The sequence below is a fragment of the Paenibacillus sp. RC67 genome (genome assembly GCF_030020805.1).
In the GTDB taxonomy this organism is placed as follows: domain Bacteria; phylum Bacillota; class Bacilli; order Paenibacillales; family NBRC-103111; genus Paenibacillus_S.
This window is the reverse complement of record NZ_CP125098.1, coordinates 5,602,376-5,623,120: the sequence shown is the minus strand read 5'-3', so window position 1 is coordinate 5,623,120 and position 20,745 is coordinate 5,602,376. Positions and strand designations below refer to the sequence as shown.

General features: G+C 44.4%; 19 protein-coding genes. 14 read left to right on the top strand and 5 right to left on the bottom strand.

Features of this window, described 5'->3' with window-relative positions; translation table 11 throughout:
- Positions 1-99 precede the first annotated feature (99 nt).
- Both QMA13_RS36460 and QMA13_RS25515 read right to left on the bottom strand, forming a co-directional pair.
- Positions 100-498 (bottom strand): GGDEF domain-containing protein, encoded by a 399-nt coding sequence (locus QMA13_RS36460; RefSeq protein ID WP_349254171.1) that lies wholly within the window; start codon positions 496-498, stop codon positions 100-102.
- The gene (locus QMA13_RS25515; protein ID WP_349254170.1) at positions 452-1,744 is read right to left on the bottom strand and encodes a sensor domain-containing diguanylate cyclase; all 1,293 of its coding nucleotides are present in this window, start codon (positions 1,742-1,744) and stop codon (positions 452-454) included. Before QMA13_RS25515 ends, QMA13_RS36460 begins: the two co-directional genes overlap by 47 nt.
- Before the next feature lie 327 nt (positions 1,745-2,071).
- On the opposite strand from QMA13_RS25515, the gene QMA13_RS25510 reads away from it, so the two are divergent.
- The 6 genes from QMA13_RS25510 to QMA13_RS25485 all read left to right on the top strand — a co-directional run bounded on the left by QMA13_RS25510 (position 2,072) and on the right by QMA13_RS25485 (position 6,641).
- Entirely contained in the window at positions 2,072-2,536 is a 465-nt protein-coding gene (locus tag QMA13_RS25510) for a MarR family winged helix-turn-helix transcriptional regulator (RefSeq protein WP_282936523.1), read from the top strand.
- Positions 2,537-2,582: 46 nt separating this feature from the next.
- Entirely contained in the window at positions 2,583-3,539 is a 957-nt protein-coding gene (locus QMA13_RS25505; RefSeq protein ID WP_282936522.1) for an acetylxylan esterase, read from the top strand.
- 137 nt (positions 3,540-3,676) lie between these two features.
- The gene (locus QMA13_RS25500; protein ID WP_282936521.1) at positions 3,677-4,270 is read left to right on the top strand and encodes a class I SAM-dependent methyltransferase; all 594 of its coding nucleotides are present in this window, start codon (positions 3,677-3,679) and stop codon (positions 4,268-4,270) included.
- A gap of 201 nt (positions 4,271-4,471) precedes the next feature.
- The gene (locus QMA13_RS25495) at positions 4,472-5,602 is read left to right on the top strand and encodes an MBL fold metallo-hydrolase (protein WP_282936520.1); all 1,131 of its coding nucleotides are present in this window, start codon (positions 4,472-4,474) and stop codon (positions 5,600-5,602) included.
- Between the two features lie 44 nt (positions 5,603-5,646).
- The gene (locus QMA13_RS25490) at positions 5,647-6,219 is read left to right on the top strand and encodes a sulfurtransferase TusA family protein (RefSeq protein WP_282936519.1); all 573 of its coding nucleotides are present in this window, start codon (positions 5,647-5,649) and stop codon (positions 6,217-6,219) included.
- Between the two features lie 23 nt (positions 6,220-6,242).
- Positions 6,243-6,641 carry a DsrE/DsrF/DrsH-like family protein gene (locus tag QMA13_RS25485; protein WP_282936518.1) on the top strand — a complete coding sequence of 133 codons (399 nt, stop codon included), beginning with the start codon at positions 6,243-6,245 and terminating at the stop codon, positions 6,639-6,641.
- A gap of 79 nt (positions 6,642-6,720) precedes the next feature.
- Here the strand turns inward: QMA13_RS25485 and QMA13_RS25480 are convergent, their stop codons facing one another.
- The 3 genes from QMA13_RS25480 to QMA13_RS25470 all read right to left on the bottom strand — a co-directional run bounded on the left by QMA13_RS25480 (position 6,721) and on the right by QMA13_RS25470 (position 10,089).
- The gene (locus tag QMA13_RS25480) at positions 6,721-7,998 is read right to left on the bottom strand and encodes a globin-coupled sensor protein (protein ID WP_282936517.1); all 1,278 of its coding nucleotides are present in this window, start codon (positions 7,996-7,998) and stop codon (positions 6,721-6,723) included.
- A gap of 100 nt (positions 7,999-8,098) precedes the next feature.
- Positions 8,099-9,766: a putative bifunctional diguanylate cyclase/phosphodiesterase gene (locus tag QMA13_RS25475; RefSeq protein ID WP_282936516.1), complete on the bottom strand. Its 1,668-nt coding sequence runs from the start codon at positions 9,764-9,766 to the stop codon at positions 8,099-8,101.
- Between the two features lie 17 nt (positions 9,767-9,783).
- Positions 9,784-10,089: an STAS domain-containing protein gene (locus QMA13_RS25470; protein ID WP_282936515.1), complete on the bottom strand. Its 306-nt coding sequence runs from the start codon at positions 10,087-10,089 to the stop codon at positions 9,784-9,786.
- Between the two features lie 633 nt (positions 10,090-10,722).
- On the opposite strand from QMA13_RS25470, the gene QMA13_RS25465 reads away from it, so the two are divergent.
- From QMA13_RS25465 to QMA13_RS25430, 8 genes are all read left to right on the top strand, one after another.
- Positions 10,723-12,261 (top strand): ABC-F family ATP-binding cassette domain-containing protein, encoded by a 1,539-nt coding sequence (locus QMA13_RS25465; protein WP_282936514.1) that lies wholly within the window; start codon positions 10,723-10,725, stop codon positions 12,259-12,261.
- 324 nt (positions 12,262-12,585) lie between these two features.
- A complete protein-coding gene (locus tag QMA13_RS25460; protein ID WP_282936513.1) occupies positions 12,586-14,001 on the top strand; it encodes a HEAT repeat domain-containing protein in 1,416 nt (471 codons plus the stop codon).
- Between the two features lie 328 nt (positions 14,002-14,329).
- Positions 14,330-14,791, top strand: a complete 462-nt coding sequence (locus tag QMA13_RS25455; RefSeq protein ID WP_282936512.1) for a hypothetical protein — start codon at positions 14,330-14,332, stop codon at positions 14,789-14,791.
- A gap of 65 nt (positions 14,792-14,856) precedes the next feature.
- The gene (locus QMA13_RS25450; protein ID WP_282936511.1) at positions 14,857-16,425 is read left to right on the top strand and encodes a right-handed parallel beta-helix repeat-containing protein; all 1,569 of its coding nucleotides are present in this window, start codon (positions 14,857-14,859) and stop codon (positions 16,423-16,425) included.
- Positions 16,426-16,766: 341 nt separating this feature from the next.
- Positions 16,767-17,381: a nitroreductase family protein gene (locus QMA13_RS25445; RefSeq protein WP_282936510.1), complete on the top strand. Its 615-nt coding sequence runs from the start codon at positions 16,767-16,769 to the stop codon at positions 17,379-17,381.
- A 181-nt stretch (positions 17,382-17,562) separates the two neighbouring features.
- Positions 17,563-18,600, top strand: coding sequence for a metallophosphoesterase family protein (locus tag QMA13_RS25440; protein WP_282936509.1), 1,038 nt, complete (start codon positions 17,563-17,565; stop codon positions 18,598-18,600).
- Between the two features lie 373 nt (positions 18,601-18,973).
- Positions 18,974-19,867 (top strand): carbohydrate ABC transporter permease, encoded by an 894-nt coding sequence (locus QMA13_RS25435; RefSeq protein WP_282943551.1) that lies wholly within the window; start codon positions 18,974-18,976, stop codon positions 19,865-19,867.
- Positions 19,864-20,688, top strand: a complete 825-nt coding sequence (locus QMA13_RS25430; RefSeq protein WP_282936508.1) for a carbohydrate ABC transporter permease — start codon at positions 19,864-19,866, stop codon at positions 20,686-20,688. The genes QMA13_RS25435 and QMA13_RS25430 overlap by 4 nt, the downstream gene beginning before the upstream one ends.
- The last annotated feature ends 57 nt before the right edge of the window (positions 20,689-20,745 follow it).

Here is a 20,745-nt window from a genome sequence, read left to right as displayed (position 1 = left end):
CCGGCTTGTTATATAGCCTACGCAAACCTTATCTGTCTACAGCAAGAAGCCGTTCTTCCATCGAAGGTGAACGGCTTTTTTTCAATATACATCGTTCCGTCAGGCATAGTGCGCGTCCGCATCCTTAACGAAGGAAGCGCGGTTCTTTCCGGCTTGTTTGGAGCGGTACAAGCATTCATCGGCCAACTGAATGATCTGGCTAGGGCTGCTCCCATTATCGGGATAAAGGGCAACCCCAATACTGCAGCCTATAGAGACTTGATTGAATTCAATGATAAAAGGTTTATTCAGCATGGCAATGATTTCATTAGCCAGTTGTTTGGCTTCCTCATAGGCTTGCACTTTGGGAGAACGAAGGATAAGCAGAAATTCGTCCCCGCCCAACCGAACAGTGATATTACTAGGATGCGTGACGGATGTAAGTCTCTGCGCAACCTTTTGCAGCAGGATGTCACCGAGTTGGTGACCGAGGGTATCGTTTACTTTTTTTAAACCCATCCAGGTCAAGATACATGAAAGCAAGGGTCTCGGAATGGAGATTCATCTGATGCAAGGTTTGTTCCAAGTATTCCTCCAGAGCAACACGGTTAGGAAGACCTGTTAATTGATCACTATGGGCAATGCTTCTCATACTACCTAGGGCAGATTCGGTTTTACCCAAGGATTCAACTAGACTTTTAAGTGAGTGTGTTAAAATGAAGATTTCTTGGAATCCAGTGTACTCCGGGATGTTAATATGTTCCCCTGCCCTCAAACGATCGGCAGCCACTGTAAGTCCACGAATAGGTCGAGAAATCTTATCCGCCAAAAACCAGCCGATGAGAGCAAACAGAATGCAGGCAATCGTACCTGTCATAATAAAATATTTCCGCAGTTCATCGACAGAAGAAAAAGCAACTTCTTCAGGCTGTCGGACCAACACGGTCCACCCCAGGCCTTTATAGTCCAGATAACCTTCTCCGTAAGCATACCCCGTCAAGTACGATTTCCCATCGGGCCAACGTACCAGCTCCCACCCATTGTTGCCCGTTTGCGCTTGTTGAATACTGTCCAATAATAGTGGATGACCTATCATATCCTGAGGTCCGAGAAGAACGGTATTGTCTGTCTTGCTAACAATGAATAGCTCCAAGTTTTTGCTGTAATCCTGCTGAGGCTTGAGTATAGTTCTTTGCACCTCTTTGGACCATTCCCAGCTAAGATGGGCAGCTAACACACCGATGGTTTGGCCATCGGCTCCTTTTACAGGCATACTGATATCTACGAATTGCAAAGGTTCACCGGTTGGATTCGGGAGCAGCTTGGCAAGCAGCACCGCTTCATGGACATCCCCGATGAATCTTCCTTTGATTCCTTCTTTAAATACCGGTCTTGCCGAGATGTTTGTCCCCACTAAGATCTCGTCTGTTGCAGCCAGTACATTTCCCCTAGTATCCAGGAAACCAACCCACGAGAAACAAGGAAAGCTCTTCTGAAGCTGATCCAACATCTTTTGAATTCCGGTGACATTGTTTGTTTGCTGCACAGCATCCAGCTTGACCATCATTTCCATTTCACCAGCTCTGGACCACATGAAGTAATCCAGTTTATTTGACATCTGATAGGCAATACCAGAGAGTGAATGGCCAATTTCATCTTGGATTTCCTGCGTAGAATGCTTACTCATTATCAGGCTCAGCATACTTGTCAAGAGAATGACAAAAGCGGTGAACGAGAGGATAAGAAAAGTACGAAGTTTAATCATCGCTGCCTCCAAGAGATAATCTTTTACAATAAAAAAACGCCACACGCATTGTGGCGATTCGGTTGAAAAGTAGATTAAAGGGCTTGTTTCCAAAGCCTTACAATATTATAAAGGACAAGATAGCATAAGTCTACTGTATTTGTAGTCAATATCTATACTCTAGCTTTTTAATACAACTTGCTAGGATGCGAACTAAAGGTGCTACAATTTATGCTATTTTAAAAGTAAAAAGCTACTATATTCATGAGCTTGACCTGTTATAATAAGTAGTAGCATTCATTATCAGAATGAGCGGAAATAAGGGTTTTTAATAGGGGAGGCATGGCTATGGAAGATTTAAGTACATATGCTCTTCGTATACGAATCGCTATGCATAAAACGCAAAGGGAAATAGCTACCATCATGCAGAGTCAATTTCAATTGGAGCTAACGAGGGCACAATTCTATATTCTTAAGCTAATATCCGAGGATGGTCCGTGCACGATAACACAACTATCCAAGAAGTTTGGCATCAATACCAGCACAGTATCGACAATGATTAATAAACTGGTCCAGGATGAATTAATATCCCGTGAATATAGTAACGATGACCGCAGAAAAGTATTTGTTTCCATAACCCAATACGGCAGTGACGTCCTGAAGCAGGAGCTGCTGCATTACAGCCAAATACTAGAGCGTTATCTCTCTCCGTTAAATCAAGAAGAGCTCGAAACTTTTGTGAATATATTCGAAAAGATTGTCATTGCTAACAGAGATAAAGATGTAAGCGAGTTAGATAAGGAGAAATTTTGAGTGCACTGTCGAGTATCGTTAGTGCTATAAGGGGGAAGTAGGTTTCATGGGATATTTGGATCGTAAAATAGCCGATTTATATCAATACACTCCGGAACTAACTGCTCCTGAGGATATACATCTTTACTGGGACAAGACGCTTGAGCAACTATCTCAGCGTGGAGAGGTCTTATCCGAGAAGCAGCAGGTGTCTACTACGATGCGGGGAGTACAGGCATATCAAGTCACCTATCAAGGCTACGACCAAACAAGGGTCTCTGGATGGTATCTTGTCCCTACCATGTGGCAGGAGGAGACTTACCCTTGTGTCGTGCTTTATCACGGATATGCGGGAAGCAGTGAACTTCCCGAAAGCTATGCCTCCTGGTTGTTGGCAGGGATAGCGGTATTTGCCGTAGACCTGCGAGGACAGACGGGGAGTACGGGCGACTTGCTGCCTCAAGAGAGCGGCATGGCTAAGGGATGGATTACCAAAGGCATTGATGACAAAGATACTTGCTACTATAAGGCTCTGGTAGTAGATTGCTTAAGAGCTGTTGATTGGGCTGCGGAACAGCCGGAGATTGATGCGAGTCGTATCGGTGTAGCGGGCGCCAGCCAAGGTGGCGGTCTAGCCCTTATTGTAAGCGCATTGAGCCGTAAGCCTTCCTTTGCCATTGCGGACATTCCGAATATGTGTCATATGGACTGGGGCATCTTTCATTCGACAGGTTCGCTGACCGAAGCGGCAGACTACGTTTCTCGTTATCCTGAGCGTTGGGAGAAGGTTATGCAGACGCTCAGTTACTTTGACAACATGAACTTGGCTGGACGGATCCAAATACCGATTATGGTATCTGTTAGTTTGAAGGACCCTGTATGTATGCCCGAGACAGTGTTTGCAGCTTATAATCGCATTGAGTCCGCAAAAGAGCTGCATATCTATCCATTCAGAGGGCATTCTACAGGTGAGCAGCATTTGCGTAAAGTGCTGGAATTTGCTCAGCGACAGGTAGCACGTTAAATGTTAGAACTAGACTGAGTTTCTATATATCATGGAGCCGTTCTATCTGCGCATGCGGAGAGGGAGGGCTTTTTTTGTATGATAGAATAGATAGTATAGATTGACAATGGTTTTGGTCAGGAGCGGGGGAATAGGCGATGAGTTCGCTGTTTATCAAATATTATGACAGATGGATGCGCCCTTTGGAGCAGCGAGCGTTTCACTCCATTCGTAAGCAGCTCATTGAGCAGGCGACAGGAACTGTTCTGGAAATCGGATCGGGAACAGGGGTGAACTTTAAGTATTATCAGTATGCGGACAAAGTGGTTGCCATTGAACCGGATGATACAATGCTGGAGCAATCGCTTGTGTATGTCGATCGGCTTGCCGTCCCTATCGAAGTAGTAAGAGCTGGTGCCGAGAGTCTGCCTTTTCAAGAGGATTCGTTTGATTGTGTTGTTTGTACCTTAGTGTTCTGCACGATACCGGATCCTATGATGGCATGGAATGAAATCAAAAGAGTGTGCAAGCCAGGAGGGCATGTTTTTCTGTTTGAGCATGTGAGATTAAACCATTCTTTATGGGGAACCTTGCAGGACTGGCTGACACCTTGGTGGAAACGTTGCTGCGGCGGCTGCCATCTGAACAGGAACACTTTGGACGATATGCAGCAGGCAGGATTTCAAGTAAAGGACTTGGATCGGAAATATAAGGGGCTGATATTGGTTGCGAGGGCAGTTAATAATAAATAATGAATATCCTTTCGGAAAATAAGAACACTTGACTAAAGCAAAGGATAGGAATATAGTATACACATACCCTATGGGGTATGTAGATCTGATCTACTAAAGAAATACGGAGTGGATTAAAGAGAATCGGTAATGCTGCCGACTCCTTTTTTTACTTAAATATATACCCTATAGGGTATAAGAAAGAGGATGGAGGAGACTTGAATGAGAGGTTTGACCTCAGCAGAATTGACCCGAAGATTGTTGTCCCATGAGCCTTTGTTCATTTTGGATGTGCGAAACGAAACAGATTTCCAAGATTGGAAAATCGAAGGCAAGCAAGTGCGGCATATGAACGTTCCTTATTTTGACCTTCTGGATGGTGTTGAAGGTATTATGGATCAAATTCCAGATGACCGAGAAGTTCTGGTCGTCTGTGCGAAAGAAGGCTCCTCGGTATTTGTTGCTGAGCAATTGATCGAGCAGGGAAGGCACCCTATTTCTTATTTAGTAGGTGGAATGAAAGCATGGAGTGAGCATCTGGAGCCAGTCAAAATAGGAGAACTTAAAGATGGAGGTGCCATCTATCAGTTCGTCCGGATAGGCAAAGGCTGCTTATCATACATGGTCATTTCACAAGGCAAGGCCGCGGTTATTGATGCTGTTCGCACGACGGATGTATTTGTGAGGTTTGCCGAAGAGCATCATGCGCAGATTCAACATACGATCGATACTCACCTCCACGCGGATCATATTTCCGGAGGCAGGCAATTGGCGGAGCAAACCGGCGCTTCGTATTGGCTTCCTCCAAAGGATGCAGATGAGGTGACCTTTCCTTATGAAAAGCTGGAAGAAGGGAATCGTCTTGTAGTAGGTCAAACCTCGATAGAAATTCAGCCTGTGTATTCGCCTGGGCATACGATAGGCAGTACATCCTTAATCATTGATGAGCAGTATATGATGTCGGGAGATATTTTATTCGTTGCATCGATAGGGCGTCCTGATTTGGCTGGTAAAGCCGAAGATTGGGTGAGCGACCTTAGAACTACCTTATATGATCGCTATAAGCAGCTTTCGGAGGATTTGATCGTGCTTCCTGCTCATTTTGGGAAAATATCGGAGCTAGGTGATCATGGGCAAGTAACGGCCCGGTTAGGTAATTTGTTCAAGCAAAATCCAGGGTTAAACATAGCAGATGAAGTGGAATTCAGAAATTCGGTCACACGGAACTTACCCCCTCAGCCTAATGCGTATCAAGAAATACGCCAAACCAATATGGGGAAAATAACCCCTACGGAAGAAGAACAACGAGAAATGGAGATTGGGCCTAACCGCTGTGCGATTCATGATGTGTAAAAAGCTTGCAGCTAAGCCATGATAACAAGGGAGGACTATGACGGATGACAGAACTGTATGTAAATCGAACATTGGATTGCAAGGGGCTTGCCTGCCCTCTTCCCGTAGTGCGTACGAAGAAAGCAATGGAAGAATTGAACGCGGGAGAGGTTCTGGAAGTGGTTGCGACGGATAAAGGCTCTGTGGCTGATCTGAAAAGCTGGTCAGGTCGTACAGGCCATCAATATATAGGGTTAAAAGAAGAGAATGGGGCCTTCCGGCATTTTATTCGTAAAGCGGAAGCCTCGGATACTAAAGAAGAAATGAAGCATGTGAATATAGCTACAAATGATGAGGTTCACCATAAATTGACGGCAGGCGACAAGCTTCACATCCTGGACGTGCGAGAACCTGCCGAGTATGCATTTGGCCGCATTCCTGGTGCACTTTCTATCCCACTTGGCGACTTAGAGGAGAAGCTGGATCAGCTCGATCCGAACACTGAATATTACGTCGTATGTCGTACAGGCAATCGAAGTGACTCAGCATGCCAAATGCTGACGGTCAAGGGATTCCGCAGCGTGATAAATGTAATCCCTGGAATGTCTCAATGGACCTATGAGATAGAGAAGGACTAATAGAATAAGGAGATGATATCATTATGGCTAACAAAAAAGTAGCAATTATAGCATCCTCTGGCGGTCTGGAAACAGCCTATAAAGTGTTGAATATAGCCACAGCGGCGGCGGCAATGGAAGCAGAGGTAGTGATTTTCTTCACCTTTGAGGGTTTGTCGATCATTCATAAGAATTCTGAACAATTGCTTCAGCTCAAGCCGGGCAATGAAGGTTTAGCGGAAGGATTCAAGCGTGCTAATGTCCCTTCCATTCAAGAGCTGCTGAACATTGCCAAAGAGTCGGGCGTACGGCTTATCGGTTGTCAAATGACGATAGACGTCATGGGATTGCAGCAGGAACATTTTATGGATGGAATAGAGCTGGGGGGCGCAGCCACATTCCTGGATTTTGCCTTCGATGCTCAGGTCAGTTTAAATTTCTAGAACTCATCCTAAAAATATCAAAAAACATCATTGGCATTCATTGGCTAATGATGTTTTTTACATATATTCGCTCAAGATTTCAAAGGTTCTGCGTCGTTTGATTAAGACTTTCCGTAGAATGGGCTACTTTCACCGTAGCAGTACCGATTACTTCAACTGCAGCAACTAGAGAACTGACCTCGTCCTTCACCTTCTCAATATCGGTAATACTGCTGTCGAGGGAAGAAAATATTTGCGTAAACACCTCATTTGTCTCTGACACCCCTTGTTGACCTAAAGAAATCAACTGCTGGACTCCATGAATGGAATCGATAACCTGAACGGTATAATGGCTCGTATGCTGAATGAACTCAGTAATTTGCTCTAGAGAATGACGGGTGTCCTCGGACAGTTTTCTAATCTCATCCGCAACGACAGAGAAGCCTTTCCCGTGCACACCGGCTCTTGCTGCTTCAATAGCTGCGTTCAGCGATAGGATTTTGATCTGATTCGAAATTTGAGCGACAATCGTTACGATTTGATTGATTTGCTTAGAGGTGAATTCTAGCTGAGAAATGGTTTGACCCATGAGATGAGAGCTTTCATGGATGGCCTGCATTTGTTCGGACAGCTGCTTAATCTTGGAGGAACCGGTCATAGCGAGTGATTTGGAGTTATGGGCTTTATCAGCGCTGTTGGTAGCGGAATGATAGACAGTTTGACTAGTAGACAGCAATTGTTGAACGGAAGCGCTTGTCTGTTCGGTCAAGGCGGCAAGCTCTTCTGTAACAAATAGCATGTTCCCCTTTAGTTCTCTTTTAACACGCTCGTAATGTTTCTGGCTTTGCTCTCGATGCTTTTGTTCATATGCCTCTAATACGAGCTGCTGCTCGAAATTAAGTAATTTGCAGATGGCTTTAAGTAGGATCAAGCATTCTTTATGATCTCGAATGTTGGAAAAGATGACGTCCATGATCGCATTTTGTAAATTATGAAAAGCCCCCATATACCACTTGGGCTCCAGTCCGATACGCAGATGAATATCGGCGATACGAAGTCTTTTTTGAATAAATTCATTGTCGATGCGGCCGTCAAACAGCTCGATGGTATGCTGCTGCAAGGTAACTTTTAATCGATCCAGGCTGCTGTTGTCTGTAATCATTTGCTCCAATGCTTTAACAGAGATGACTGACTGATAGAAGGCTTCTACAATGTGGTCTATGTGTTCGATAATGACAGGTTGAATGGAACGAAGAATGGATAAATCGGCAGGCGTCAAATGGACCATGTTCATTTGAGCAGACAACACGTCGTATGGTTGGGATTCGATGCCAAGCCATTGTTCAGAAACAACGGCTTGAAGCTGAGGGGCTTGCAATTGTTCGGTTCTCCTTATACGTCCGAATAAGCTGGTGACTGCGTGATAGGGGCATTTTTTCAAAGCTATTAGTCCCTTCCATGGTTTTATTCGAGGAATCTTATTTTGCGATAAATTCAGTTTCTATCATCTCGGGCGGAAGTGGCTTGGATAGCCAATATCCTTGTATGTAATTGCATTGAAGCTCCTTCAATAAGCCCAATTGGTCTATTGTTTCCACTCCTTCGGCAATAACACGCAAATTCAGGCTGTGTGCCAATTCGATAATGGCCTTGATGATAGCACGATTGGGAGAATCGACGGCATCAATACCGTCTACGAAGCATTTATCTATTTTCAAAATATGAACGGGGTATTTTTTTAAATAGCTTAAAGACGAGTAGCCTTTTCCGAAATCATCTATCGCAACCTCCACGCCTAGCTGCTTAAACTGATGCAATACAGAGACGATAGAATCGATTTGATGAATACTTACGGTTTCTGTGATTTCCAGGATGAGAAAATGAGGATCAAGCTCTGTTTCTTCCAAAATTTGGGCTACGGATTCCACCAGATTGTGCTGAAGAAATTGCCGAGCGGATAGATTAACGGCCATTTTTACGGGGGAGTAGCCTTGGGACTGCCACTTTTTACACAGCAGACAAACAGAGCGAAGCACCCATTCTCCAATTTCAATGATGAGTCCGCTTTCCTCGGCAATCGGTATGAACTCGATAGGCGAGATTGTACCCAGTTCGGGGTGCTCCCAACGCAATAAGGCTTCCAATCCGTAAACCTGACCGGTCAATAAACTTAATTGAGGCTGGTACACAATCGTAAACTGTTCCCGATCCAGAGCTTTTCGAAGTCCATTCTCCAGATGAATTCGTCGCAAGAAGGTGTTATTCATAGAGGAAGTGAACAGCTGATAATGGTTCTTTTGTTTTTTGGCGTGGTACATAGCGATGTCGGCATTTTTAATTAACGTTTCAGTATCGACTCCATCTGCCGGGTACAAGCTGATTCCTATGCTGACAGTAACAAACAGCTCTTGATCTCTGCACATAAAAGGTTCGATTAATTGTCGGCAAATCCTCTCAAGCTTGTGCAGGACAGGCTCTAATGAATGTTGATAAGGAATAATAATCGTAAACTCATCTCCACTTAAACGTGCCACCGTATCATCGGGTCCGATACATTCGCGCAAACGAACGGCAAGGTGCTGCAGCAGCAGATCTCCGATGATATGACCGAATGTATCGTTGATCATCTTGAAATGGTCGAGATCCATGAATAATAGAGCAACCGTTTGCTTGGTGCTTTGTGCTTGTTCTATTGCACGCTGAAGCCGTTCACGGAACAAAACGCGGTTGGGGAGCCCGGTCAGCACATCATAGTGAGCCAAGTAAGTGAGCTTTTCCTCATACTGCTTTCGCTCGGTTATATCTGAGAAAATGCCGATGTAATGCGTAATTTTGTTATGCTTGTCTCTGATGGTATGGATGGTTATCCACTCCAGGTAAATTTCACCGCTTTTGCGGCGATTCCATATTTCTCCTTGCCAGCTTCCAGTTTCATGAATACTTGCCCACATGTCTACGTAAAACGATGCGTCCTGCTTTCCGGAATGCAGAAGGCGCGGGTTTTGGCCGACGGCCTCTTTCTCTGTATAGCCGGTTGTTTTGGTGAAAGCTGGATTGACGGTTAAGATGACGCCGGAGGTATCGGTAATCATAATGCCTTGACTTGCTGTTTCAAATACAAGGGAGTGAAGATGATGGCTTTTCATATGCGCTTTCCCTTCATTCAATTGTTGGTATCCTTGTCCTGTGATAAGGAAAAGAACTCAAACCTTGCTCGAACCTCCTCCTGAATCCCATGAATGCTAATACCGCCACCAAGCGCCTTTGCTTTTTTTTGCAGGGCAAGCAGGATGCCGATCCCGGAACTGTCTATAGATTCAACTTCCGTAAAGTTAAAGGAAAACAGGCAATAGCCTTGTTCCAGATACGGAAACAGTTCTTCCCTTAACCAGGCTGCTTCAGTCATTCGAAGGTTCCTTTTTAACTCTACATGCACGGTTCTATCGATAATCCATACTATGGGATTCAAATCATTCCACCTCACATAGGACCGATTTACAAATGGACGTCGTCTGTCTATAAGCATGGTGAAAGGTATCCCAAATATTTAATATCATAAATGAATTGGAAAAATGAAGTAATGATAAATGTCACAAAATTCCTATAATTCGATATAATTTAAAATATGGAAAGTGGAGCAATGCGCTTTGATGGACGCCTTTTGAACATTCTTGACAAATGTAGAGATACATAATAAAATGGCACCAAATGAAAGGATGGTTTCAAATGGATTGCTTGAAAACGGTTAAACGTACTGCAAAAAGCTGCTCCGTGCAAATGGATAACAACGATGAAGCGTTGTCCGGAGCTTAATCAAAAAGCGTATTGCTTTTTTTCATCGATGGATAGCCTGTAAAAATTAGTGTGATTCTTCACGCTTGTTTAGCTGTGCTAACTGTCGGTGTTATTAGATTAAGAGGCTGTAGACAAGGTTTTGTCTGCAGCCTTTTGTGTATAATTTTTCAGTTTTCATCGCTGAAGTTATATTGCCGTACATTCTTTGAATGTGTACAGGTAAAGCAGAAGGCTTGCACCGTAAGGTGCTGTGCTTTCTGCTTTTTTTTATTTACCCAAATGATTGTAAAAAGTGAGGAATGTAAAGATGAGTTTACTTGAGGTTTATGATATGTCGCATGCGTATGGGGATAAAACCTTATACAAGAACGTTCATTTCGAGCTGTATAAAGGAGAGCATTTAGGAGTAGTCGGGCAAAACGGAACTGGAAAAAGCACATTAATCAGCATCCTGACTGGTGAGACCATTCCAGATAAGGGCTCGATTAAATGGCAGTCCAATATAAACATAGGTCATCTCGATCAATATGCCGAAATCCAAAGCAATGAAACGATTCAGCATTATCTTCAGTCTGCTTTCACGGAGGCGTATGAATTGGAGAGAGAGATTCAAAGAATGTATGAACAAAGCAGCATTACCGGGAATGAAGCCTATTTGCTGAAAGCTGCAGAGGTTCAGGAACGACTCGATGCACTCGACTATTTCTCCATTGACAGCAGCATCAATAAGGTAGTTTATGGTCTAGGCCTTGATGCAATTGGAATCCATCGACCTATCCAGAAGCTGAGCGGCGGGCAGCGAACCAAGGTCATACTAGCCAAGCTTCTACTGGAGAAGCCGGATGTACTTTTGCTTGATGAGCCTACCAATTTTCTTGATAAAGAGCATGTGGATTGGCTTGCCCATTATTTGTCGCTCAGCAAACAAGCGTTTATTGTAGTAACCCACAACTTCGAGTTCCTTGAAGCCATTGCGACTAGCATCTGCGATATCGAAGGGGAGACGGTAAGAAAGTATTATGGGAAATTTTCTGAATTTCTAAAGCAAAAGGCTCACTTACGAGAGGATCATGTTCGTCAATTCAATGCACAGCAAAAGAAGATCGAGAAAACGGAGGCGTTTATACGCAAAAATAAGGCCGGAGTCAATTCCAGAATAGCACGAGGACGACAAAAACAGCTGGATAGGCTGGAACGAATTGCGCCGCCGACTTTTGTCTCTAATCCGTCGATTTGCTTTCGTGAAACACCGCTTACAGCACAAGTGGTGCTGAAGGTAAACCGGCTGGAGGTCGGTTATGAAAAGCCGTTGCTCCCCAAAATGAATTTTGTTATTACAGGTGCCCAAAAGATTGTCATAACAGGATTTAATGGTATCGGGAAATCTACTTTACTAAAGACGTTAGTAGGTATTATCCCTAGCGTCTCAGGGGGATTTCGATTTGCGGAGCAAGTTAGAATGGGATATTACGAGCAGGATTTGAAATGGGATAATGATGATTTGACCCCCATACAGATCCTATCCGAGAAATACCCGAGGATGACGGTGAAGGATATCCGTCGGCATTTATCACAATGCGGAATTAAAGAGGCTCATGTTATGCAAGCTATCCGCACATTGAGCGGGGGTGAGCAGTCCAAAGTCAAGCTTTGCCGCTTGCTACTTTCCGAATGCAATGTTCTGGTGTTGGATGAACCGACCAATCATTTGGATGCCGAAACAAAAAACGCGCTTCAGAAAGCGCTAATGCAATTTGCTGGATGTGTCATTTTGGTATCGCATGAACCCATTTTTTATCAGGAGTGGGCAGATCGAGTTATTGATATAGAAGGGTTTGTGAAGTAAAAATCATTGCAACCTGAAGAAGGCCCTTCATACAAGTGTCTTTTTCGGGATGCTATTGGTTTTAAATGCCTTTGCGTTAGTGATTGGAGCGGGAAGCTCGTGATCTGCAAAATCGGTAGGACAGGAACCGTCTCGACACAGGAAATGATCCTTAATTTGTTCCAAATTGGACGCGGTATGAGAAGTCATAACAAAAAAGTTTGTTCGAATAATCCTTACTTTTGTGCAAATTTGAATTAGCATTCTGTATGTGAACCTCCTCTTCTGATGACTATAATTTGATTCAAGATCACATTCATAAGAACAACCTTAGGAGGTAGAGTCATGGGTCGCGAAGTTCCAGTATTGTTAAACGACGAGCAAATGAGAACGTTTATTACCGAAGGCTTCTTAATCTTGAAGACGGACTTTTCAGAGGAGTTTCACCAGAGGCTGACCGAGCAGTTGAATCAGGTATACGAGCAGGAAGGCAATCCTGGCAACAATCTGCTGCCGCGTCTCCGCGACTTGCAAAAGGTGTTTGATCACCCTATCGTAACAGGAGCATTGACCAGCGTACTTGGATCTAATTACTTAATGCATACGCATAGACACGGTCATTTTAATGCATCTCCTAAAGCAGGCGGTTGGCATAAAGACAGCTACTGGGGATACAAAAAAATGCGTAATCACCATCCTTGGTGGGCGATGGTCATGTATTTCCCTCAAGATACTCCAGTGGAGCTGGGACCAACTGGCGTGCTGCCGGGCACGCAAAACTACGAGAGTCGTACATTCGTACCGGATGATGTTGAAGGAGAAGCTGTGGCAAGCGGGCAGGCAGGCACTTTTGCCTTGATCCATTATGATATTTGGCATCGCTCAACTCCGAACATTCTTGGTAAACCAAGATATATGCTTAAATTCGAATTTATGCGTACCGAAGCGCCAACGGCTCCGAGCTGGGATTGTATAGATCCGGAATGGAAGCAGCCGGCATCCTTCAGCACCAACATTGTAGAACATGAAGAGATGTGGAAAGACACTTGGAATTGGCTCTCAGGTCAAGTAGGGAGCCTGGCAGACACAGTTCAAGCCGATTCGGCTCAAGTTCAGGAGCTTGCGGCACAGCTTGAAGACGCTTTCGAACCGAATGCAATCAACGCGGCTTACGGACTGGCAGCGATGGGAGCGCAAGGAATAGAAGCGCTGCTCCAAGGACTTCACAACGAAAATGCCAAAGTATCAAGGACATCCGCTTACGGATTGTCTGCAGCAGGAGCAGGTGCGGTGGCTGGTCTTGAGGCTGCACTCACTGACGAGCGAGTAGAGACTGTCGTTCATGCTGTCTTTGCACTTGGTGAGCTGCGTCATCTGGCTTCATTCTCAATACCTAAGCTTTTGGAGCTATTGGATGCATCGACGAACGTTGTTATCCGGCAAGCGGTTGCCGAAGCCCTGGCTATGATCGGAACACCGACCGAGCAGGTCGTTGACGGTTTGATCAGCTGCCTTCAAGATGAGGACGTTCAGGTCCGGTTTACTGCAGGTTTATCGCTTTGCCGTATGGGAGCAGCGGCAGATAAGGCTGTACCTGCCCTGGAACACGTCTTGGAGGACGACAATCGTTACGTTCGCGGTCACGCGGCGGAAGCGCTGCACTATATCGGCACGGATGCTGCGAAAAACGTTCTTATCGATTTCCTGCTGAAATCCCGCTGGTGTCCGACAACGACTCCGCAAAACACGTTCTATCCATAAATTCCACATAGTTAGACGAATCCTCATCCTTTGCAATTAACAGGGGATGAGGATTTTTTTGTGCCATTTGACCTATCCAAACGATAGTCCAAATGTAATGGTTTGTTATATCCCGACATAACATACCTATTGAATAATGAGCATATGCATTATTTTGAGACTTTGGTCTTTCTTGAAACCTTTACCATAGTATGACAGAATCTTCCTAAGGGAAAGGTGGTTATCATCAGTAAGACAGGAGGAGTAAAAGGCGAACAAATCGTAGATTTTTGTCGTAAAGCCGAGTTAGTCGATAGATTCATTAATAAAGTTGAAGAGTGGTGTAGAAATGAATAAAAAGCTTATTTTACTAATGATCTTATTGTTCTCATTTCAATGGACGGCAGCCTCAGCGGATAGTTCTGCTGCAGCTCAAGAGAACGCAAATGAGGTGTACAGACTCATCCCGGGAGATTGGGGCATCTACAACGACGGAACGCATCCTGTAGAAACGACCAAAGGCTTCAATGACGCATTAAAATGGGCACATGAGCAAGGTAAAACGATATTTAAGGTTCCTGAAGGAACGTATCTTATTAAAAAACAGGATCCCAAACTGTGGCTGGATACGACAGCAAGAATTAATATGGTCCCTAATATGACATTCGAGCTTGATGACAAGGCCGTTATTCAGAAGGAAACGAACGGCTTCGCAGGGTATCAGACACTGCATATTGGCTATGGAGCCAATAACGTGATCATCAAAGGAGGAACTTACAAGGAGACAAGGATACACATGACTACTCCTTAAAAGGGACCCATGAAGGAGGCTACGGGATTTCTGTTGAAGGAGCGGTTAACGTTACGATTGATGGTGTGAAGGCGATTAACTTCACGGGGGACGGTTTGGTTATCGGTGGGAAAGGGACGATGATTCAGGACCTTTATGAAAACAGCTTTGTATCAGGCTCCATTGATGACAAAGGAAATTTCATTGCTGATGCCACTAAAATAAGATTGAAGGGGCAACTCAATTTCAATAATCCGATCTTCCAAACCGAAAGGGAATTTGAATTTTCCAATAGACAAAAGCTGCCGGCCATGTTTGACATTTTCTTTTACAAACAAGATGGGACCTATCTAAGCAATTTAAAGGAGCAAAAAATACGCCAAATTATACAAATTCCCGAAGGGGCAAGTAGCTTCTATGTCGTGTTCAATCAAGCGAGCAGTCCAGGAGCCTACGTAGAATATTGGCAGCGTGCCGTATCCAAGGAAGTTGTAGTCCAAAACTCGGAGTTTGCATTTAACCGTAGACAAGGAATTACGATAGGTGGGGGAGACCGAATCACTATCACCAATAATAAGCTGCACGATATCAAGGGGACGGCTCCTCAAGCTGGGATCGATGTAGAAGCCGGATACAGCGAAAATGGGCATATGAACAGCAACATTGTGATTCAAAACAATCATTTTTACAATAACGCATCCTATGATGTTGTCCTGTATGACGGGCATGATGCTACGGTACAAGGAAATCATCTCGCTTCCAAAGGGGCCATAGGCTTGGCTGTATCGCCTCCCTTTACTTCAGCATTAATCAAGGATAATCATTTTGACGGCACGAGTATTTATGCATACCACGATGTGAAATTCGAGGGTAATGAAATGAACAATTCCTATACGTTCTTGGAAGGACCCAATATTCAGCTGGACGGAATGACCTTTACGGATTCCAAGTTCGGAATAAGCAGTAAGCAGCCATTCGGTGTCTCTGCTTCCAATATTATAATGAACAATAACAAGAGCGGTGAGCTTTCCATATGGGAAAGCCCGGTTCATCTAAGCAATATTGTAGTGAATGGAGGTGGAGTTTCCGGGGGCGTAAAGGAAGGCAGTGTGTTCGACAATTTGAAAATTGTGGGGGCCACCGGGCTGAATTTGCCTTTAGGCACATATAACGATTGTGAAATCGAATCCTTAGGAGGATCCATCAACGGTGGGATCATATTAGATGACGCTGGATCATATGCGTTTAACCGATGCAAGTTCAAAGTGAATCAAGGCGTTCTGGTAGCCAATGTGAATGCGAATGTTGCGATAACGGATTCCACCTTCGAGCTGCTGGATAAGCTGTATGCGTTCAAAGCGGTTAAAGCCAAAAAGATTTTATTTGAAAATAACGTGCTTCAAGCGGACCGATTCGTTAATCCAACGGACTATATGGTCATGATCGGGGATTATTGGACTCGCAGCAGTCCATCCACCGTAAAAGAAGCTGTCATCAGAGGCAATACGCTCAACGCTAACATCGATGCTGAAGGCATATCTACTCGATATGCGGGGACCAGCAACTATAATTATACGGTTGAGAATAATGTGTTAACGAAGGCGAAGGTCAAGCTTCAGGACTCGGATATGAAAGCCAACAATGCTGAGCAATAGACAAAGAACGGACTAAGGTGTTCGTTGAGTCTGTCGAGAAACCTTATTATTCAGAAGATGGATGATGGTGCGGGCGGGGTATTCCCTGGAGGAGCGAACGCGTCCGCCTTTGTTATCGGGAAATAACCGCTGTAAAGCGACTAAATTGAAAATTTCGGGATAACAACAGCGGCTGGAAGCGGATACCCCACCGGAGTACCGCATAAACTTATGATGCTTCATAGGGTTCTCGACACTCTGAACGGACTGCGATGCAGTTCGTTTTTTCTTTGAATAGGCGGTACTAGTGTGACAAATACTAGCTTGGTTGCTAACATTTCAAATATTTGGAGGGATGAGCTATGGCAGGATCAGTAGAGACGGCAAAAGAATTTTTGGCGGCGGTACGAGAAAGACGCACGATTTACGGACTTAGTAAGGAATCTCCCATTTCCGATGAGCGCATTGTCCACATTGTTGAGGAATCGGTCAAGCATACGCCTTCGGCCTTTAATTCGCAAAGCGCTCGAGTGGTGGTGCTGTTAGGAGAACAGCATAACAAGCTGTGGGATCTAACCAAAGAAACGTTAAGAGCAATCGTAGTAGGCGACTTCCAAGCTACGGAGCAAAAAATGAAAGGATTTCAAAGTGGTCACGGCACGATCTTATATTTTGAAGATATGGAAGTCATCGAAGGCTTGCAAGCCAATTTTTCCTCTTATAAAGAGCACTTCCCGAACTGGTCTATGCAATCCAATGGCATGCTTCAGATGGTCATTTGGACGGCTCTTGAAAACGAGGGGCTTGGTGCGAATTTACAGCATTATAATCCTTTGATCGATCAGAAAGTGAAGGAGACATGGAAACTTCCTGATACTTGGAAGCTTCTTGCCCAAATGCCCTTCGGGAAACCAACCGCTCCAGCGGGAGAAAAAGAATTTAAGCCGCTAGAAGAGCGGATGAAGGTTTTTAAATAACGGTTGAATCGATTTGGCTAAGCATTCAGCTTAGCCTCTTTTTACGTCTACTTTCATTCTGCTCTATAAATAGGACTATAGTAGATTTGAAGAGTGGGCAGGTTATTGTTATGATAGGAGTAGGACCATAGAATCCTAGTTTACATAATGAAACTTTTTGCGTAGTAATGAAAGGGACCGTATGACTAGACGTGAATTTATAAAAATGCTGCTTAGCATGAGTGTAGTGGTGGACGGATCGATCAATGCTTTATTTAAAATGCTGTACAAAAACCTTGCTAATAAATCAGATAACGGAACAAAGACGGATACAGTGGTAGAAGAGGTCAAGCCAGTCGTTCCGGCAGAACCCTTGCTATCTTTTTTTGTATTGAGCGACCTTCACGTTTCTATCTACGATAGCAACACACCTCGTAAATTGAAAAATGCTCTCTACCAGATACAGTATTTCAGTCATCCCGTCGAAGCATTGCTGCTGGGCGGCGATTTGACCGATTACGGTACAGAGGTGGAGTACAAATCGCTGCAATCCATCCTTAGCGGCTATAAGCTGCCTCAGCTGTACGCTAATATGGGCAATCATGACTATTATAATATTTGGATCGATAAGAAGGGTGCTTTCAATACCGCAACCATGCCAAACGGGAAGACGGATGCACAATCGAGGGAACGATTCCAGAAGATGTTCTGGTATACGAAGCCGTATAACGATTTTGATATTAAAGGATATCACTTCATTCTGATGTCACAGGAATCCTATCTTCAAGAAATGCCGGAGGTTGGAGAAGGAGCATGGTACTCTGATGCACAACTGGCATGGTTGCAAGCTAAACTAAAGGAGACGACGGACGGTAAGCCGATCTTCGTGCTTATTCATCAGCCACTGCCAGCGATTGGACAGGATGGCGGATCCCATCGGTTGATTCGAGCCAATAAATTCAGGGAAATACTGAAGCCTTATCCTAACGTATTTGTGATCTCGGGGCATACGCACCAGGATTTCGATAACGGATCGAATCACTACACCAAAGAGACGTTCCACTGGTTCGTCAACGCCTCTGTAGGACTCACTCGTAATCCACAGCCTTTGACTAAATCACAAGGGATGTATGTACAGGTATATGAGGACAAGGTGGTTGTGAGAGGCTGGGAGTTCGCCAACAGCACCTGGATTCCGGAAGCGGATTGGACGATACCTCTAGAAAATTTGAAAAAATAAATGTAAAAAGGACGGCACATTCTGCCAGTCCTTTTTTGGATTCATTGAAACCGGATGTGGCAAAAAAGAAAAATAACCGACGGACAATAAAATCGGAAAATAATGGTTGACACCAATAATGATAGCGTTTACAATTAATTCACAAGTTAATACACTGTGTAGGAGATCCGGAGATATACACATAGGTTGCTTCGATTCAAGAGGGCGATTTATGTGTTTTTGTTTTCCCATAAGACTTCGATAGTAGAGGGACTTGCTGATTGCCTCGGTATTAGAAGCTTGTAGGGGGGGGTCTTTTTTAGCAAAACGAGTTAAGCGCTTTACCATTTTGTCCAACTATTAATTGAAAGGGGGCTCTCCATTGTCTGCGTCTATGCAATCCTCTGCAAAAAAATCCCAAAGGAAAGAAGAGCTTCTCGGCTATTTTTTTCTAGCTCCGTCGTTGATTATTTTTATTTGCTTCCTCTTCTATCCCATGCTTCGATCCGTGTATCTTAGTATGACTTTAACGGATCCGCGCGGGCGTGTGGCCGCCTTCGTGGGTATGGATAATTATGTGGACCTGTTCACCTCCGGCCAGTTTTATTCCAATCTGAAGGTGACCCTGCTGTTTATTTTACTTACAGTACCTACGACGATTGTGTGGTCCCTCATACTGGCGGCACTGACCCATAATAAGCTTAGAGGGATGAAAGTGTTTCAATTCATTTTTTCGCTGCCCATTGTGATTTCTGTGGGTACGGGATCGATTATTTGGTTGCTGCTATTCCACCCGACAGCCGGGATGCTGAATTATTTCATTGGGTTTGTCGGAATATCTCCCATCTCTTGGTTAGCGGATCCTTCCTGGGCTATCATCTCCATATCGTTAATGACGGTGTGGATGAATATGGGCTTCGTTTACATCATATTGCTAAGCGGTCTTCAGGGCGTGCCGGAGGAGCTTTACGAGAGCGCCAAAATCGACGGCTCCGGGCCGGTTCGAACGTTTGTACAGATTGTGCTTCCACTGCTTTCACCAACCTTGTTCTTTGTCCTCATCGTGTCAGTCATCTCCGCATTTCAAGCCTTCGGGCAAATCAATATTTTGACCAAAGGCGGTCCGATTAACAGCACTAACGTAGTTGTTTACTCCATATATCAAGATGCGTTCATTAATTTCCGATTTGGCATCGGCAGCGCTCAAGCATTGATACTGTTCCTTATTATTTTGCTGCTGACCATCGTCCAATTTAAAGTTTTGGAAAAGAAGGTGCATTATCAGTGATCATCCGACGAGTATCCCAGACGATTCTGTATGTATTCTTGGCCTTACTCGCTTTGGCTGTGTTGTATCCGCTTTTATTCACGATACTGTCCTCCTTTATGACGGAAAAAGAGGTTGCGGTTTTCCCGCCGCCATTAATTCCGCACCAGCTTTATCTTGGCAACTTCATTAAGGCGCTTCAGACGGTACCGATTATCCGGTTTATCGTGAACAGCTTTGTCGTTTCCTCTGCCATCACGATCTGTCAGGTCATTACATCCAGCATGGCAGCCTATGCGTTTGCTTTTCTCAGATTCCGGTTTAAAAGTGCCATGTTCCTGCTCTATCTATCCACTATGATGATTCCTTGGGAAGTAACAGTCATTCCCAACTATTTGACCATAAAATCGCTGGGTTGGATGGACAGCTATCAGGGTTTAATCGTTCCATTCATGGCGGGAGCCTTCGGAGTTTTTTTACTTCGCCAGTTTTTTCTCCAGCTCCCGAATGAACTGTTCGATGCGGCAAAAATGGATGGCTGTGGGCAACTGCGCACCTTTTTCTCCATCGTTCTTCCATTATCACGACCAGCTATAGCCACACTATTCGTCTATGTTTTCATCAATCATTGGAATGCGTACTTGTGGCCATTGCTCATTACGAACAAACCGACCATGCGTACTGTGCAAATCGGCGTCTCCATGCTGCAGCATGAGGAAGTCATGTCTTGGAATCTGATTCTCGCCGGTGTTTCACTGGTACTCCTGCCTTCTTTTATTATGCTGGCCTTTGGCGTTAAGCAGTTGATCCGTGGCATTACCGCTGGAGCTATCAAAGGATAGCTTGCGGATGAACCTCTTAGAGAACCTTCGATTCTGAAGTTTTTCTATATATTATCT

Excerpts from the sequence above, each read along its gene's own strand:
- QMA13_RS25500 (WP_282936521.1), top strand. The coding sequence starts at position 3,677 with ATGAGTTCGCTGTTTATCAAATATTATGACAGATGGATGCGCCCTTTG.
- QMA13_RS25455 (WP_282936512.1), top strand. The coding sequence starts at position 14,330 with ATGAATAAAAAGCTTATTTTACTAATGATCTTATTGTTCTCATTTCAA.
- QMA13_RS25495 (WP_282936520.1), top strand. The coding sequence starts at position 4,472 with ATGAGAGGTTTGACCTCAGCAGAATTGACCCGAAGATTGTTGTCCCAT.
- QMA13_RS25515 (WP_349254170.1), bottom strand. The coding sequence starts at position 1,744 with ATGATTAAACTTCGTACTTTTCTTATCCTCTCGTTCACCGCTTTTGTC.
- QMA13_RS36460 (WP_349254171.1), bottom strand. The coding sequence starts at position 498 with ATGGGTTTAAAAAAAGTAAACGATACCCTCGGTCACCAACTCGGTGAC.
- QMA13_RS25510 (WP_282936523.1), top strand. The coding sequence starts at position 2,072 with ATGGAAGATTTAAGTACATATGCTCTTCGTATACGAATCGCTATGCAT.
- QMA13_RS25505 (WP_282936522.1), top strand. The coding sequence starts at position 2,583 with ATGGGATATTTGGATCGTAAAATAGCCGATTTATATCAATACACTCCG.
- QMA13_RS25490 (WP_282936519.1), top strand. The coding sequence starts at position 5,647 with ATGACAGAACTGTATGTAAATCGAACATTGGATTGCAAGGGGCTTGCC.
- QMA13_RS25445 (WP_282936510.1), top strand. The coding sequence starts at position 16,767 with ATGGCAGGATCAGTAGAGACGGCAAAAGAATTTTTGGCGGCGGTACGA.
- QMA13_RS25485 (WP_282936518.1), top strand. The coding sequence starts at position 6,243 with ATGGCTAACAAAAAAGTAGCAATTATAGCATCCTCTGGCGGTCTGGAA.
- QMA13_RS25475 (WP_282936516.1), bottom strand. The coding sequence starts at position 9,766 with ATGAAAAGCCATCATCTTCACTCCCTTGTATTTGAAACAGCAAGTCAA.
- QMA13_RS25460 (WP_282936513.1), top strand. The coding sequence starts at position 12,586 with ATGGGTCGCGAAGTTCCAGTATTGTTAAACGACGAGCAAATGAGAACG.
- QMA13_RS25440 (WP_282936509.1), top strand. The coding sequence starts at position 17,563 with ATGACTAGACGTGAATTTATAAAAATGCTGCTTAGCATGAGTGTAGTG.
- QMA13_RS25465 (WP_282936514.1), top strand. The coding sequence starts at position 10,723 with ATGAGTTTACTTGAGGTTTATGATATGTCGCATGCGTATGGGGATAAA.
- QMA13_RS25435 (WP_282943551.1), top strand. The coding sequence starts at position 18,974 with ATGCAATCCTCTGCAAAAAAATCCCAAAGGAAAGAAGAGCTTCTCGGC.